General features: G+C 34.8%; 16 protein-coding genes. 15 read left to right on the top strand and 1 reads right to left on the bottom strand.

Going from position 1 to position 14,984, the window contains the following annotated elements; all coding sequences use genetic code 11:
* The first annotated feature begins 1 nt into the window (after position 1).
* The 3 genes from H4J57_RS09850 to H4J57_RS09840 are packed head-to-tail and all read left to right on the top strand — an operon-like array spanning position 2 to position 1,463.
* Positions 2–469, top strand: coding sequence for a hypothetical protein (locus H4J57_RS09850; protein ID WP_182242660.1), 468 nt, complete (start codon positions 2–4; stop codon positions 467–469).
* Positions 462–782: a hypothetical protein gene (locus H4J57_RS09845; protein WP_182242659.1), complete on the top strand. Its 321-nt coding sequence runs from the start codon at positions 462–464 to the stop codon at positions 780–782. The genes H4J57_RS09850 and H4J57_RS09845 overlap by 8 nt, the downstream gene beginning before the upstream one ends.
* Positions 783–833: 51 nt before the next feature.
* Complete coding sequence (locus H4J57_RS09840; RefSeq protein ID WP_182242657.1) at positions 834–1,463, top strand: hypothetical protein; 630 nt, start codon at positions 834–836, stop codon at positions 1,461–1,463.
* 352 nt (positions 1,464–1,815) lie between these two features.
* On the opposite strand, the gene H4J57_RS09835 is transcribed toward H4J57_RS09840, so the two are convergent.
* Positions 1,816–2,802 (bottom strand): hypothetical protein, encoded by a 987-nt coding sequence (locus tag H4J57_RS09835; protein WP_182242656.1) that lies wholly within the window; start codon positions 2,800–2,802, stop codon positions 1,816–1,818.
* Between the two features lie 186 nt (positions 2,803–2,988).
* Here H4J57_RS09835 and H4J57_RS09830 point away from each other — a divergent pair, with 186 nt between their 5' ends.
* The 12 genes from H4J57_RS09830 (at position 2,989) to H4J57_RS09775 (ending at position 14,972) form a co-directional block, all read left to right on the top strand.
* On the top strand, positions 2,989–3,276 hold the full coding sequence (locus H4J57_RS09830; protein ID WP_182242655.1) for a hypothetical protein: 288 nt from the start codon (positions 2,989–2,991) through the stop codon (positions 3,274–3,276).
* Positions 3,277–3,482: 206 nt separating this feature from the next.
* Complete coding sequence (gene istA / locus H4J57_RS09825) at positions 3,483–5,036, top strand: IS21 family transposase (protein WP_182242654.1); 1,554 nt, start codon at positions 3,483–3,485, stop codon at positions 5,034–5,036.
* Positions 5,026–5,790: an IS21-like element helper ATPase IstB gene (gene istB, locus H4J57_RS09820; RefSeq protein ID WP_182242653.1), complete on the top strand. Its 765-nt coding sequence runs from the start codon at positions 5,026–5,028 to the stop codon at positions 5,788–5,790. The genes istA and istB overlap by 11 nt, the downstream gene beginning before the upstream one ends.
* Positions 5,774–6,262: a hypothetical protein gene (locus H4J57_RS09815; protein ID WP_182242652.1), complete on the top strand. Its 489-nt coding sequence runs from the start codon at positions 5,774–5,776 to the stop codon at positions 6,260–6,262. Before istB ends, H4J57_RS09815 begins: the two co-directional genes overlap by 17 nt.
* The gene (locus tag H4J57_RS09810; RefSeq protein ID WP_182242651.1) at positions 6,243–7,196 is read left to right on the top strand and encodes a tyrosine-type recombinase/integrase; all 954 of its coding nucleotides are present in this window, start codon (positions 6,243–6,245) and stop codon (positions 7,194–7,196) included. Before H4J57_RS09815 ends, H4J57_RS09810 begins: the two co-directional genes overlap by 20 nt.
* 173 nt (positions 7,197–7,369) lie before the next feature.
* Entirely contained in the window at positions 7,370–9,574 is a 2,205-nt protein-coding gene (locus tag H4J57_RS09805; protein ID WP_182242650.1) for an AAA family ATPase, read from the top strand.
* Positions 9,575–9,638: 64 nt separating this feature from the next.
* Positions 9,639–10,199, top strand: a complete 561-nt coding sequence (locus tag H4J57_RS20050; RefSeq protein ID WP_259366835.1) for an RHS repeat-associated core domain-containing protein — start codon at positions 9,639–9,641, stop codon at positions 10,197–10,199.
* Positions 10,200–10,206: 7 nt separating this feature from the next.
* The gene (locus H4J57_RS09795) at positions 10,207–10,485 is read left to right on the top strand and encodes a hypothetical protein (protein ID WP_182242649.1); all 279 of its coding nucleotides are present in this window, start codon (positions 10,207–10,209) and stop codon (positions 10,483–10,485) included.
* A gap of 774 nt (positions 10,486–11,259) precedes the next feature.
* Positions 11,260–11,655, top strand: a complete 396-nt coding sequence (locus H4J57_RS09790) for a hypothetical protein (protein WP_182242648.1) — start codon at positions 11,260–11,262, stop codon at positions 11,653–11,655.
* A gap of 393 nt (positions 11,656–12,048) precedes the next feature.
* On the top strand, positions 12,049–12,474 hold the full coding sequence (locus tag H4J57_RS09785) for a hypothetical protein (RefSeq protein ID WP_182242647.1): 426 nt from the start codon (positions 12,049–12,051) through the stop codon (positions 12,472–12,474).
* A gap of 76 nt (positions 12,475–12,550) precedes the next feature.
* A complete protein-coding gene (locus tag H4J57_RS09780; RefSeq protein ID WP_182242723.1) occupies positions 12,551–13,186 on the top strand; it encodes an RHS repeat-associated core domain-containing protein in 636 nt (211 codons plus the stop codon).
* A gap of 961 nt (positions 13,187–14,147) precedes the next feature.
* Positions 14,148–14,972, top strand: a complete 825-nt coding sequence (locus H4J57_RS09775) for a hypothetical protein (RefSeq protein ID WP_182222439.1) — start codon at positions 14,148–14,150, stop codon at positions 14,970–14,972.
* Positions 14,973–14,984 lie beyond the last annotated feature (12 nt).

Genomic DNA, 14,984 nt, shown 5'->3' with positions numbered 1-14,984 from the left:
TATGAAGAACCACAGAATAATTGATTTGTTGAACATTCAACCATCGGAAATCATATCAGGTGATGAAGCGACTAAAATTGCTCAAAACTGGCTTGCAGCATTTTGCCCAACTAAGCGTTCGTTTAAGGGAATCAAAAGGTTTAAAACTTATATGTGGGACCTAATGGATTGCGATTTAGAAAAAGAAGATGCATTTGTTGAGTACGATAGACTAGAAGCGCCAAAGTACATAATTATGGAAGACTGTTTTGGACAGGACAAAAAAGAAGTATATGTTGTCGAAAAGAAGCCTAGTAACAACTATAAATTAAAAGATTTTCACGTTTACCCTAAAAACTTAGCATGGTCGATGGCATTTACTCATGAAGATGGGTGGGTTGGACCTAAGCTAGCTAAACATAGGGATTTCGATAAACTAAACACGAAAAACAAAAGAGCAATTGAAGCTATAAGTCGTGCCTATGATTAAGAAATATAAAGCAGCATTCATTATTCCTTCTGGTGCCGCAAAAGAGTTGACAGATATTGGCTGGATTTTTGATACAGACTGTTTTGTAACCGAATCAATCGTTTCAAAATTGTTGTTTTTGTTTCCGTTTTTAAAAGTAGATCAGAATGAAAAGTCAGTTTATAGAAGTGAAGAGCTTATTATTGATGTTCTATATGAAGAGGGAAATATAGAACAGATTTATATCCGTGATTATTCTCCTTTTAAAAAGTTTATTTCTCAACTTTCAAACGGAGTCGGTGATTTTGATGGTGCAGAGCTATTCATTCCATAACTAGGTTGTTATCGGTACTAAATAATCAGAATCAACTAAAGGATTCATGCAGTGGGAATTGGTAGACGAAAGTTTTTAAAGTTATTTGGTGCTGTCATCGCGACTGCCGCAACTAATCCACTTCAAGCTGTAATCATCAACGATGATTTATATATCAACAGAACACTCGGTCTTGCTTATAAAAAGCCTTTAGGCTGGCACTTTTTATCACTAGAATCTTTTGCTGACATTAAAGAAAAGCAACAATTATTGGACAGTGATACAACTGAAATATTGAAAACTGGTGATGATCCCATTGCGATTATAAGTCAGTATCCTGAGTCGTCAGGAATTACATTTTCACCCTCAATTACAATATATGTTGAAAACTTTGAGCTGTTAGAAGGCGAAAATTTGCAGCAGCTTGTATCTACACTTTCTGAAACTTACTCAAAAGCTTTAGTGGATTACCAATTTATAGAATCTCCAAAAGCTATTTTGGTATCTGACTGTGAAGCGGCAGAGTACGTATCGACTTTTATTCATCAACAGGAAGGCAAAGAAGCGTTATGTCGGCATAAGTCAATTGTTATTGTTCGTGATAGTCAAATGTATACTGTTAATGTGTTTGATTACCCAGAGTTAGGTCGAACAATTGATGAAGAGTATCTTGAATTCAAAGACGCTTTTAAATTGGTTTAAGTTAATCGGTTTTTCTTATTTCGCTTCACAAAGGGCTTTATTTTTGGCTGCTTTTGAAGCGAATCATGGACCTTTTATTATTTGAAATAAAATAACAGATACCCACCCAAATATTAATCATAAGGAGAAAGGCGTTTGGTCCATTAATATCAACTATTTTGGTCCAAGAATTTATCAAACATTGGTTCAAGCATTAATCTATTTGCTCCAAAGAAACGGGATTTTACAGGTGTATATTCCCGTGAAATGGAACGTTAAGTGTTAAGTTCAAGGAACACTTTGATTACTTTGTTGGACCAGCAAAGAATACCTTTTAGGACCAGTTAAAATAAACGCCTACAAGTTTGAAAAATTAAGACTCGATAGATAAATAATGAAATGTATCAGATGGAAACTTTATAGGACTTCTTCCCCTGTGGCGCATTCTCGAAAAATTATCACAAAATTTATCAAGAGGCGTCATATCAATTGCTTCCTTCGCTGTTATCGATTCGAGTCCTTTTAAAATTATTTTTTGGTCAGGATTGCGATAGAGTAAATAAAGAAATAAGGGAGCATCATTGAAGTCTTCAATCATGTTTGCCGTTTTCGCTAGCTGTAAAATAGATGCTTCATTGCAAATTATCGGCTCAATTTCAGCAGAAGTTAGATTCCAAAATCCCAAGCCTATCTTTGTTAAGTTAAATGCGTCATGTTGAATGATATTTGTTCTAATAAAATGCCATATTTCTTCGTGATAAGCCCTAAATGAGGGGTGCTGAAAAGTACTAAGCATTAACCGAAAAGCGGCACGATGAATATGACAATCATCAAAGAGATGAAAACTATATTGTTGATCTCGTAAAAGTGTAAATAGCGCGGCAAGTGCGTTGTACGATCCGAGCTGTTCAATTTTATTAACCTTCGTATTACCAGGGTGATTTTTAAAGCGAGAAAAACCGTTTGAATAACTGCGGGCTTTTAAGATAGTTTTTTGGATACGATAAGGTAGTGCGTCATAAACATTTTTTATGTCTTCTTTGTTAAATGTTTCACTGAGTGCGTGCCATAGTTGCGTGTGATAAAGCTCTTTTAGTTCAAACACAACTAAACGTTTCTGACGTTTTGTTATTGAGAGCTTGCCTGTCAATAAGGCTTGTTTAATCATGTTAAATGAACTGTCAGTGAGCTTTACCTCTCCATTAACAATTCGACGCCATTTAGTTCCTTGTTTATTCCGATGGTCTATAAACGAGGATAATGCGGGCCCAGTCATCTCAATACCTACTACGCTACAAAAATAATGCAGAATGATTTTATTTTTCAAAAAAGCAATAGATCCACATTTTGTTGTATCCATGAAATAAGCCCCTGTCTCAAAATAAGCAAAGTAGGAATGCAAATAAAATTCCTGCATTTAAGTATATGAATGAAATGAAAATATGAAAGAAACAAAGGGAAAATAAAGTCCTTTTTTAGCACTTTTGGTCTTCATTTTTTACACTACACTTTGTTGTACATGTAACTTAAAAGAGCCTAATACCGTATGACAGAAACAAGCGAATTGGTTGAAGAACTAGCAAATAGCCTTGAACAGGATTTACTTCAGACATTCGGTCCGATGATTTACGGGCAGGTATTGTATAAGTCATTAGGCTACACCAGCGCAGATGCTTTTCGCCAAGCTGTGAGTCGACAATCCGTCCCCGTTGATACATTTCCCATTGAAGGACGACGCGGCAAATTTGCATTAACACGAGATATTGCAAAATGGATAGCAATACAAAAAGTAGAAAATACTCAACCAGTAAAAAAGGAGGTAGACGACATGTAGAATAAATTCAAATTAGTAGCATTTTTTACGGCGTAGAAACGACAAAAACCCAAAGGGTGTGACCGATGGGTTTCTGAAAAGTTATCGAATATGATCTCTCGATGACTTAAATATCGTTTACTGACCGGTATCTGTCAAGTTTTTCAACTTTTTTGAAAGGCATTGCCGGCCTGCGCCTTTATTTTTAACTAATAAAGGTAACGATTATGATGACTATCAATCAAATTCGCTCAGGAATACGAGCCAAATATTTTTTGCCGTTTTCGACTATTCGCGAACAAGGGCACCTCGCAGGTGCTTCACACCAATCAATGATGCGGTTGAACAAGCGATGTAAACAAAATGAACTTGATTATTCAGTCGCTGAAACGCTAAGCGACAGTGATTTACTCAATAGGCTTTATCATTTGCCTAAGTCAGTTAATAGCAATAAACGACAACCCGATGTTGAACATATTGTGAGCGCGTTAACTAAACCAAGAGGAAAACGAAAAACACGTACTGTTTTGTTCCTTGAATATGTCGCTCAACACCCTGAAACGGCATTAAGTAGAACGCATTTTTTTAGGTGTGTTCGTAAAATGTTGAAACGCTCCAAGCTAACGATGCGACAACTGCATGTCGCAGGTGAAGTTGTTTATATTGATTATGCTGGCACAAAAGTCTTTTATCTAGCATCAGGTAAAAAAGTCTGGGTTAAAGTATTTGTTGCTGTATTGGGGGCATCTAAAAAAATCTTTGCATGGACGACATATGGCGAAAAAACACAGCATTGGATAGATGGCATGACGCGCATGTTTGACTCTTTTGGTGGTGTAACTGAGGTTGTCAGTATGGACAATGCCAAAGCACTGGTAACAACGCCAGGATTGATAGCTAACCTCAATAGTAATATTGTTGCTTTTGGTCATCATTTTAACGCAATAATGGATACTTGTAGGGTTATTCATCCACAAGACAAAAGTCATGCTGAGCTAGGAGTGAAATTTGTTACTCAGCGTATTTTAGTGCCCATGATTCAAAATCATTGTTTTTTTAGTTTAGATGAAATTAATCACTTTCTTACACAAGAAGTTGAGCAACTTAATAATACGCCATTTCAGGGCATGGATATTTCAAGAAATGATTTATTCGAACGTAATGAAAAGTCCTCATTAAAAGCACTTCCATCAAAGCCGTTCAGTATGGTCGTCGATATTCTCAAACAAAAAGTGCCACCGAACTATCATGTGAAATATCTAAAGAGTGAGTATTCAGTGCCATATCAACTTCGAGGTGAAGTCGTTGATATCATTATTGACCAAACAGTGCTGCGAGTTATTCATGATAATAATGAAGTGGCTAAACATAGTTTAAAAGGATCATTGGAATGCTCAACGATATCTGAGCACATGCCTGCAGAGCACCTTGCTGATAAGAAAAGTAACAGTAAGGAAGCAAATTTATTATGGGCGAAAGATATTGGCAGTGCAGTTGAGGAAACTGTCAGTGATTGGTATTCGAACTCGTCAAATCCTTCATCTCGATCGATTGGTAAACGTTGTCAGGCGTTGAGAGCTATGTGCAAAAAGCATGGTGCTGAGGTGCTATGTAAAGCATGTGATTATGCGCATAAACATGGCATGTCGACACCTGATGATATTCGCCTGATTATTAGTGCAAATGAGCATGAAGAAGGCTTTGAAAATTTACCCGTTTACAATGTGGCGCATCAAAATGTACGTGGAAAGTCATATTTTGGAGGCAATTATGATGCTTAAGGAAAAAGTCTTAGCGTGTCTTTTGGACTTAAAACTAAAGGGTGTGAGTGAGGCGCTAATCGCACAATTGGCATCTACTGATTACGATGATATGGATTTTTTGTCGCGCATTGATGACTTATTTGTCCATGAATCACTTTATTGTAAAAATCGTAAACTAGCTAACTTGCAAAAACTGGCTAAGTTACGCTGGCCAAATGCGTCAGTCAGTGGCATTGATTATGCTCTCCATCCTTCGCTTAAACACGCTAAAATAAAAGAGTTAGCACAGTTGAATTGGGTATCCAATGCGCATCATATAGTCATCACAGGGGCAACTGGAACGGGTAAGACCTATATTGCCTGTGCACTAGCCAAACAAGCAATCACCGAAGCAATACCCGTTTTATACTTTCGCTTTAGTGAACTGATTTTAAACTTAATCATCGCGTCTAAGCAGGACAAAATGAAACTACTTCGCCGAAAACTGCTAAAAACCCCATTAATTATCATTGATGACTGGGGTATATCACCACTAAGCTCTGTTGAGCGTCACCTCTTATTTGAACTCATTGAAGGTAGAGACAAAAATGGCTCAATGATCATTACCTCACAATATCCAATTAAAGCTTGGTACGACGCATTTCAAGATCCCACTATTGCAGATGCAACGTTGGATAGAATTGTTCACCAAACGCACGAAATCACATTAAAAGGAGAGTCTATCCGCAAGGCAATGGGCATGACGGAGGTGTTAAATGAACATTCAACTTGATAAGAATTATTTGAATGTTCTTGGCCAAATCAACCTTGATGATTTACATATCAAGCAAGCCTTTGATTACTACCGACAGCGATATCAACAAAGTGGATTAGCTCAACAATTCGTTAAAAGCAGTTGTAGTATTGATAATCAATGTGGTGATAGTACAGTGATTGGTTATTGTGACCGAACAATGGGGAAAAATATCCCTAAATGCCGTACTCCTGAAGGTGCAGCAATTCGCGGCAGTCTTCAACGTTGTGGCCTAGTTCGAGCAAGTGGTCATGAGTTATTTCGTGGCTGTATCGTTTTTCCAACGTTGAATGACGATGGAAATGTTATATCAGCCGTTGGTTATCGTTTTGGTCGTATTCGAGGTGGTAGCAAAGCGATAGTTTATTGGCATAAGCCTGAGCTAAAAGCCTTTGTTGATGTAGGCATGGCGTTTGCAAAAGAGTTAATACATGCAAAAGCCTACCACTAAGCGCATATGGCGATGCGTTAAGTACTATCTTGAGCTTTGCCTTGCTAAAGGGCAAGGCTCAGATACTGTGCGAAATAAACGTGGTGGCCTTAAGAAATTTTATCTTTGGTCTTTAGAGCGTAACGTTACGCGAACAGACCAAATTGATTTGGATCTGATGGATGATTATGCCGCCTACTTAAATTCATATCGTAAAGCGCTTGATAATGAACCATTAAGCTCTGCTCAAAAGCGAAACTTACTCACGTACGTTAAAATTTTTATCAAATACATGTTCATCAAAAAGTTATTACCGACAAATACATTGGATGGAATTGAATTACCAAGCAAGGGCGAACAAATACCTAAAGCACTTTACACAGTTGAGGAAGTTGAAGTTATTCTAGAGCAACCGTTATTGTTTGGAATTAAAGGGTTACGAGACAGATCAATACTCGAGTTTTTTTTCGTAACTGGTATTCGTCGTGGAGAGCTAGCAAAACTCAATATTGATGATATAGATTTCAATACAGGATTGGTACGAGTCCACGGTAAGGGTAATAAGGAACGCTTGGTCCCAATTAGTCCAAGAGGTCGAGAATGGCTGGCTTTTTATATAGGTAAAGTTCGCCCGATGTTTGCTTTTATTGGTTCGGGTAAAGCACTATTTTTAGCCAATAATGGTAAACGTTATATGCCAGGTAAATTATCTGATATGGCTTCTCAGTATGTGAAACTGGCAGGATTCGACCGCACAGGTGCTTGTCATTTATTTCGTCATAACACTGCAACCACCATGTTAGATAATGGTGCTGATTTAAGACATGTACAGGAAATGCTTGGTCATGCGAGTATTCTTACGACTCAGCTTTATACCCATGTTAGCCGTAAAAAGCTTACCCAAGTTTATAATGATACTCATCCATCTGCTCAAGGTTGTAGTGGGTTGTTTTAATTATAGAAATATACACATAAAAAACATGTATGAAAATTATAACATTTACAACTTTCTTTTGATTTGCAACATTGAATGCATTACGCATAAGTTGTATTGTAAAAATAACGTAATTCTACCCCCCCTTTATAACTTGTACTTGGCTAAGTTGATTGAATCAACAAGGATGTAAAATGATAAATTCACTTAATGTAGGGGGAGTTGCAACCTATGGAACAGCCCCTCAAAAAATAGACCCATTGGCACAGTTCAATTTTTTCTTTGGGGCAAACGGTGCAGGAAAGACTACTATTTCACGCCTAATAGAAGATAGTTCTAAATACCCTAGTTGCTCTATTAACTGGCTAGGTACTTCAATTCAGACCTTTGTATATAATCGCGATTTCGTTGAAAGAAACTTTAACCCTCAAGATGATTTACCTGGAGTTTTTACTTTAGGCGAAGCTGACCAAGCAATTATTGATCAAATCTCTAATGAGAAAGTAGCTCTAGATAAGATCAAACAAGAAATAAAAGCTAAAGATTTTATTTTAAATGGTGATGAAAATATATTGGGAAAAGTAACTGAACTTGAGCAATTAGATAATGAGTTCATTGTTAAATGTTGGGTAACAAAAGATAAGTATGACGAGTTGTTTCAAGATGCTTTTCAAGGGGTCAGAAATAGTAAAGCCAAATTTAAAGATCGTGTTGTTTTTGAAAAAACAAATAATAAAGCAATCTTAAAAAATAAAGAAGATTTAATCGACAAAGCTGCAACATTATTTGGAAATATTCCTGAGCGAAAGAATACTATCGTTAATTTAACTCAACCTGAGCACCTCGCTAGAATTGAAAAAGATGAAATATTATTTACAAAAATATTAGGTAAAAGTGATGTAGATATCGCTGCCATGATAGATAAGTTAGGAAATAGTGATTGGGTTCGTCATGGGACTCAATATTTAGAAAATTCCAACGGAAACTGCCCGTTTTGCCAACAAACTATTCTTTCAGGATTTGAACAAAGTTTGAATGACTACTTTGATGAATCCTATATTAAAAACATGGATGTCCTTCAGTCAATTATATCATCTTATTCGGCTTCATCTAATAATCTCAACTATCAAATTGAACAACTTTTAGAACTAGGTAATGAAAATATAGATAATGAGTTATTAAAGGCCAAGCATGAAACTTTTCAGGCCCTATTAAGCGAAAATACTCTATCATTGAGGTCTAAGCTAAACGAGCCGGGAAAATCTATAACTCTAAAAGATACAAGCAGTATTGTTCAAGATATTCAAACTATTATCAATAATGCGAATACATCGATAAATGAATATAATTTAATAGTATTAAATTTTAAAAAAGAAAAAGAGCAACTTATCACAGAAATATGGAAATTCATCTTAGAAATAGATCTAAAGCAAGATCTTGATTCATACATGAAGAAGTCGGTTGGTGTTCAAAAAGCAATAAGTGGTTTAAATTCGGGGATCCTTAATAGTAAGAAAAATCAAGTTATTAAAGAGAGTCTTATTAAGGACTTAGAAAAAGACACAACATCAATCCAGCCGACAATTAATGCCATAAACAACCTATTAAAGTCGTTTGGTTTTAGTAGTTTTTCAATTGGACAATCAATAAAAGATCGCTGCTACTCAATAATAAGGTCAGACGGCTCCTGTGCAAAGGAAACTTTAAGCGAAGGAGAGAAAACATTTATTTCATTTCTGTACTTTTATCACTTACTAAAAGGTAGTTTTAGTGAGGTCGGTATTACAACAGACAGAATAGCGGTGATTGATGATCCTGTGTCTAGCCTTGATAGCGATATTTTATTTATAGTTAGCACATTAATAAAGGGTTTGATGGATGATTCAAGAGCTGATAACACATTACTAAAACAGTTATTTATCCTCACTCATAACACTTATTTTTTCAAAGAAGTAACCTTTAACCAAAAGCGTTCTAGTCAAAAGCTGAATGAAGAAACATTTTGGGTTATTCGTAAAGTTGATGGTATCTCGAAAATAACAGAGCATGATAATAACCCTATAAAATCCTCGTATGAGTTACTCTGGCAAGAAATAAAAGAACCCGCTCGTTGTTCACTAACAATCCAAAATACAATGAGAAAAATTCTTGAAAATTATTTTACTTTTTTAGGTAATATTAAGAAAGATGACATGATTGACTTATTTGATGGGGAAGAACGGTTGGTGTGCCAATCTTTATTTTCATGGGTTAATGATGGCTCTCATCATGCATTAGATGACCTGTATGTAACACAAGATGCGAATATGATTCAAACATACTTAAATGTTTTTAAGAATATTTTTGAAGAGTCAGAACATGGATCACATTATAAGATGATGATGGGTGAAGCGGCTTAAATAATAAGTTTTAATTTACATCACATAAAGATAATAGTGTGGATCGTAGTTCGTACTAATTTATATGCAGGCACGATACTATGATCCAGTTATCGGGCGGTTTTATAGTAATGATCCTGTTGGTTTTCGTGATATTCATAGTTTTAACCGTTATGCTTATGCGAATAATAACCCTTATAAGTATACTGATCCGACTGGTGAGTTTTCTCTCTTGCTTTCACCAAAATTTACACCAAGGTTAACTCCATTGGCAAGAGGAGTCAGACAGGGGATTAAAACTGGGCCGCCTAAAACTAATAACGTACAACAGCAAACTCAAAAGATTGCTAATCAAATGCGTGATACAGTAAAAAATAGTAAGCCTGAAGTGAAACAATCTTCTCTGAAAGAGGCCCCTAAAGCTGCAAAAGATACCAAATGGGGGTCGATAAAAGAACTAGTCAAACAAGTCATTAAGCATGGTGAAGATTTTGCAGGGGGGAACGGTGGAGTAAATACAGCAACCCCCGATCCTTCCTCTTCAGGTGTAATGAGCAATGATACTAAGAGTTTCATTGGAGAAGCTCAAATTTTAATGGCAACACCAACGCCTCCGCCAGAAACCCGAAAACCTGAAGCAATCTAGGGATTTTATGTTTATTATTAAGTATATATTAGTTATTTCTTATTTAATGTTAGTTTATCATTTGTCAAAAAGTGAACGTAGTTTCAACAATTGGCTCTTTGATTATATAGAGCCAAAGAAAAAATTTAGCCCACTAAAAAACTGTGGGGTACAGTGGTTACTATTATCTTTTGAAGACTCCGGAGATAAAGAATCTTTAAAGACATGTTTAGGAGCCTTTGAAAATGAAATTTCTAACAATCCAAGACTTAAAAAGATCAGTACTCGTGTTCATAAAAAATTGTAGATACTATTTTATTTTAATCCAAAGCTCCTTATGGAGTGCCACAATAATTGGTCATTTCACAAGGGGCTTTATTTTTGGCTGCTTTTGAAGCCAAAGGGATTAAATTCATAGCCAAGTATTTATGAGGATTTTATTTTTTTGATTAATTCCGTACAAATTTTACTATAGTATAATTGAATTATCGTTTTTGATTGCAAAAGGTTCATGATGAAAAAAAGCTGTTTCATACTCACCTGAACGAGCATATTTTATTGCTATCAAAGATGAGCCGACATATATGTATCTCTTTTTTGAGTATCATCACAATGGTGTAAAATGTTGGCGGTTAACAAGTAAAATAGAGCGAATAAAGTTACTTACTCAATGTACAACTATCACCACTCAAAACTCACAATACGTTTTGGCGATAACACACTTTATTTTTAAAAACCTTTCAATGGATAAATTTCTCTATTGTAAAAATGGGATTACCCCTGATGAAGTAACTATGATTACCGCTTTGAAAAAAGTCACGATTACTTCTTCGAATCGCTCCCTCAAATAAACAGTGAAATGCTTTTAAATTAGCTCAGCAAATTTTTAGCTCTGGTAACTTTCCAGCGGAAACGTGGAACATTTATTTTGGAACAATGGAAGCTCATTATTGGACTGATGGTAGTTTAATAGCGGAATATACAATCATCATCAAAAGTAGGCAGTGCATTAAATCTGGGGGTAGAAGCTTCTAAAAAGCTTATAGATGCGCTCTAAGAGTTAATTATAAGGTTAATTATCATGATGGATAACAATACAAATAGTTCATATAAGTATTATTTTGCGAAATACAATAATTTTTTGATAATGCTTTATGCTATGAATTTCTCTTTAATAGTTGGCTGTTTATATGCTTATTTATTTAAAGATATGACTATTATAAAATTAATGAATATTCTCGGATTAGGAGTTCCTCTTCTTACGCTATGCTGCATGATTTCTTTCTTAATTAAAGATATTTTTCTAATTAAAAAAGATAAAGCGATGTGCCAAGCTTTAAACACAGAATACGATGATTTTTTATTGGGATATAAATCAGATACGAGGGACCAAATCAGAGAAAAATATAATATAGGTATAGCTAAAAATGGTAAATGCGATTTATTAATTGAAGAGCTTTCAATGAATAAAAAGTAAAAATGATAGATGAAAGAAATAAAAGGAGTTGGTGACACTTGAGAGCTATTCTCATTTTACCTTATGCTATATTTTGAATCCAAAGCCCTTGAAGAAGTAACCCCATAAATTTGGTTACTTCTTCAAGGGCTTTATCTAATACCTATAGGGATATGAAAAAATAAAAGGGATCGGTGACACTGGAGAATAGATATCATTTAATTGTTGATTCCTCTTTTATTCAATAAAAAAATGCAAAAAGCCAAAGCAGTTAATTTCTTAGCCGCTTCTTACATAGTTACTTTAAACCAAGTGTTACGATGTTCGTATTGTAAGCGAGAAGTAAAAAAATTGCAGTTATAACAAGTGCAGTTGAAGGTGTTAGAAAAGTAATGACGGAGGCTTTAAAATAAGATGATAAAACTTAAACACTTAATTTATGTAAAAGAAATTAAATTATCACGGAAAAATTTTCCATGGACATTCTATGGACTCATTGGGCTGAATTTAAGTGTAATCGTTACTTCCATTGTAGTTGGGTTAGGAAAGAAAAAGGAACTTTTTGAAATTATTAGTGCTATGCCGTATGGTTTTTTAATTGTGACTTGTGTCAGTTTAGCAATATTTCCTTTTGTAGATATTTGGGAGAATATTGCTGACAGAGTTATGTGCTTGAATCTCGATTTAGATTATCAAACTGAGTTTTTAGATCGTTATGATATCAACACGCAAGAAAAAATTCGAGATGCATATATTAAAGGGCAAAAAGATAAAATTTCTGATACAAAAATTAAAGAAATAATTAATCAAATAAATCTAGTCTACGATAGTAAAGAATAGAAAACACTCACCCAAAATGGTTGTTTTTTGAATCCAAAAAATTAACTAAGCCATCCATAATAACTTTTGGTGAACAATTGGAACACAAAGTGACGATGTAGGTTATACCGGACATAAGTTCGATACAGATATTGGCTTAAGTTATATGCAAGCACGATACTATGATCCAGTTATAGGGCGTTTCTACTCTAATGATCCGGTTGGGTTTACAGGTGAAGTTGATACTTTTAACCGTTATTCATATGTAGCGAATAATCCTTATAAATATACAGATCCAGCAGGTGAAGCTAAGGTTTATACATGGAATGCAGGAAAAAAAGCTAATGGCGAAAACAGCATCGCTGGTCATGCAGCAACGATGACAAATAATGGAACCTATGTTAGTAAATTCCCAACAAATGGAAATGGTAGTCCAGCAGAGTTTCATACATACGAACAAGATGTAGCTATATATGGTAGGGAACCCGATGTAATAATTGATGTGAAGCTTCCAGATGAAGGTGCAGCAAATGATTTTGCTAAGAATTTGATTTCTGACTCTGATCAAGAATGGTCAATTAATAATAATTGTGTGGATGCCGCTGTTAGTGTAATAAATGCAGGAGGAGAAGATGTTTTTGCTGGGGGGATTCAATCACCAAATTCTGTTGACTTTAATTTAAAAGGTGATGCTAAAACAAAAGATAACATTACAGTTATTAAGGACGAATAAATGAATAAAAAAATGATAATAATTTTGATTGAATTAATACTATGGATTCCGATTATCATAGCTATATTTCACTTCCCAACTATAGTAACGCTATTCAATAAAATACTGTTATTGTTCGGGGTTAATACTCAAGATACCCATTTATCTTTGGGTAGTTACATACTTCTAGCGTATTTCATTATTGGACCAATTATGCAAATAATGATTTTCAAGTATGCAATAACGAACCTAAATATTAAGAAACCAACAAGATTAATATTTACGACTGTAGTTATTCTAAGTTCGGTTTTAGCAGCAGGTTTATATATAAATGGAAAAATATTATTGAGTTAACCTTCAATAAAATGGGTCGGTGACACTTGAGAACTATTCTCATTTGATCTTATGCTATATTTTGAATACAAAGCCCTTTGTGAAGTAACCCCATAAATTTGGTTACTTCTTCAAAGGCTTTATCTAATACCTTTAGGGATACGTAAGTAGGTTTAGGTTCAATATGATAATAAAATGTTGCTAACAACTAAATGAATAAAATGAAACTTACTACGATTATCAGACGCTGCATTATTTTAGCGTCATTTATTATTACGAATTCATTTAAAAAAATCAGATAAGTGATGCTCAAGTCTATCAGTTAATGGATAAGTCAGGTGTCACCACTTATTAGGCCACCCATAATAACTTATGCTGTTTTGTTTTAATAAACTAGACTTAAGTTACCTTTATTAAGTCGAGTGATTTTTATACCTAAGCCTAGTTCACAAAAAATTAGTTTATTGGATACTCCTTTTTATCACATTTTCAGTCGCACGATACGCAAGGCTTTTTTTTTGGTTTGATAACGAAAAGGGGGCATAACTTGTATTTATAGATAGTTTTTAATGGAATTTAGCGACTTACTTCTAATGGTAAAGTCACTAAAGATTTTTAAACATATAGTTTAATAAACCTGGAGAACAACATGAAAAAATTTACTACGTTTATAGCTCGCTGCATTATTTTAGTGTCGACTATCATCACAACATCGTATGCCAATGATCAGATAACAGATAAACAAATATATCAGTTAATGGATAAATCAGGGATAACCCAGTCAATTGAAGGACTACCGCTACAATTGCAAGCGATGGGACAACAAATGGCTTTAACGGCTAAAAATCCAGTTGAACATGAAAAATTTATGCAAGTGTTTGTATCGTCATTAAATCCTGATGTGATGCTAAACAAAATGACTGAAAACATAAGGAAGAATGTCTCATTAGCTGAACTACAGCCGATTCTTAAGTGGTTGGATAGTGATCTTGCTTCTCGCGTTGTAAGTGCTGAGCTTCAATCTACCGATCCAAAGTTTCAGCAAAACTTAATGCTTTATATGGCTGAGTTGCAATCAAGCCCGCCATCTCCTGAGAGAACAAAAGTAATTATTCATTATGTTGAGTCATCAGAAATTGTAGAACAAGGGATGAATTTGATGATGGCGATGTTAGAAAATATGTTTGAAGCGTTGAAAATCACCCAACCAGAAAATGTTGAGCTTGCCACGCAACTCGATGCTCAATTAGAACAAATGGCGGTCAATATAAAGCCTTCAATGGAACAGCAAATGGTTTTAACGTCATATTTTATTTATCGTGACATCAGTAATGAAGATCTAAATGAATATAGTAATTTTTATAAGCAAGCTACCGGGAAAAAGTATTTGTCGCTGATGGTCGGTGCTATTGGCGATGGAATGAATGATTGGGGTACATCACTTATTCATCAAATATCAAAAGACAAAAGCTAGAGTTCTAAGGTT

Source organism: Colwellia sp. BRX8-7 (genome assembly GCF_014077275.1).
In the GTDB taxonomy this organism is placed as follows: Bacteria; Pseudomonadota; Gammaproteobacteria; order Enterobacterales; family Alteromonadaceae; genus Colwellia_A.
The sequence above is the reverse complement of the archived record's forward strand: the minus strand, read 5'-3'. Positions and strand labels throughout refer to the sequence as shown.

Coding starts and splice junctions, on each gene's coding strand:
- H4J57_RS09850 (WP_182242660.1), top strand. CDS start 2: ATGAAGAACCACAGAATAATTGATTTGTTGAACATTCAACCATCGGAA.
- H4J57_RS09845 (WP_182242659.1), top strand. CDS start 462: ATGATTAAGAAATATAAAGCAGCATTCATTATTCCTTCTGGTGCCGCA.
- H4J57_RS09835 (WP_182242656.1), bottom strand. CDS start 2,802: ATGGATACAACAAAATGTGGATCTATTGCTTTTTTGAAAAATAAAATC.
- H4J57_RS09830 (WP_182242655.1), top strand. CDS start 2,989: ATGACAGAAACAAGCGAATTGGTTGAAGAACTAGCAAATAGCCTTGAA.
- istA (WP_182242654.1), top strand. CDS start 3,483: ATGATGACTATCAATCAAATTCGCTCAGGAATACGAGCCAAATATTTT.
- istB (WP_182242653.1), top strand. CDS start 5,026: ATGATGCTTAAGGAAAAAGTCTTAGCGTGTCTTTTGGACTTAAAACTA.
- H4J57_RS09815 (WP_182242652.1), top strand. CDS start 5,774: ATGAACATTCAACTTGATAAGAATTATTTGAATGTTCTTGGCCAAATC.
- H4J57_RS09810 (WP_182242651.1), top strand. CDS start 6,243: ATGCAAAAGCCTACCACTAAGCGCATATGGCGATGCGTTAAGTACTAT.
- H4J57_RS09805 (WP_182242650.1), top strand. CDS start 7,370: ATGATAAATTCACTTAATGTAGGGGGAGTTGCAACCTATGGAACAGCC.
- H4J57_RS20050 (WP_259366835.1), top strand. CDS start 9,639: ATGCAGGCACGATACTATGATCCAGTTATCGGGCGGTTTTATAGTAAT.
- H4J57_RS09795 (WP_182242649.1), top strand. CDS start 10,207: ATGTTTATTATTAAGTATATATTAGTTATTTCTTATTTAATGTTAGTT.
- H4J57_RS09790 (WP_182242648.1), top strand. CDS start 11,260: ATGATGGATAACAATACAAATAGTTCATATAAGTATTATTTTGCGAAA.
- H4J57_RS09785 (WP_182242647.1), top strand. CDS start 12,049: ATGATAAAACTTAAACACTTAATTTATGTAAAAGAAATTAAATTATCA.
- H4J57_RS09775 (WP_182222439.1), top strand. CDS start 14,148: ATGAAAAAATTTACTACGTTTATAGCTCGCTGCATTATTTTAGTGTCG.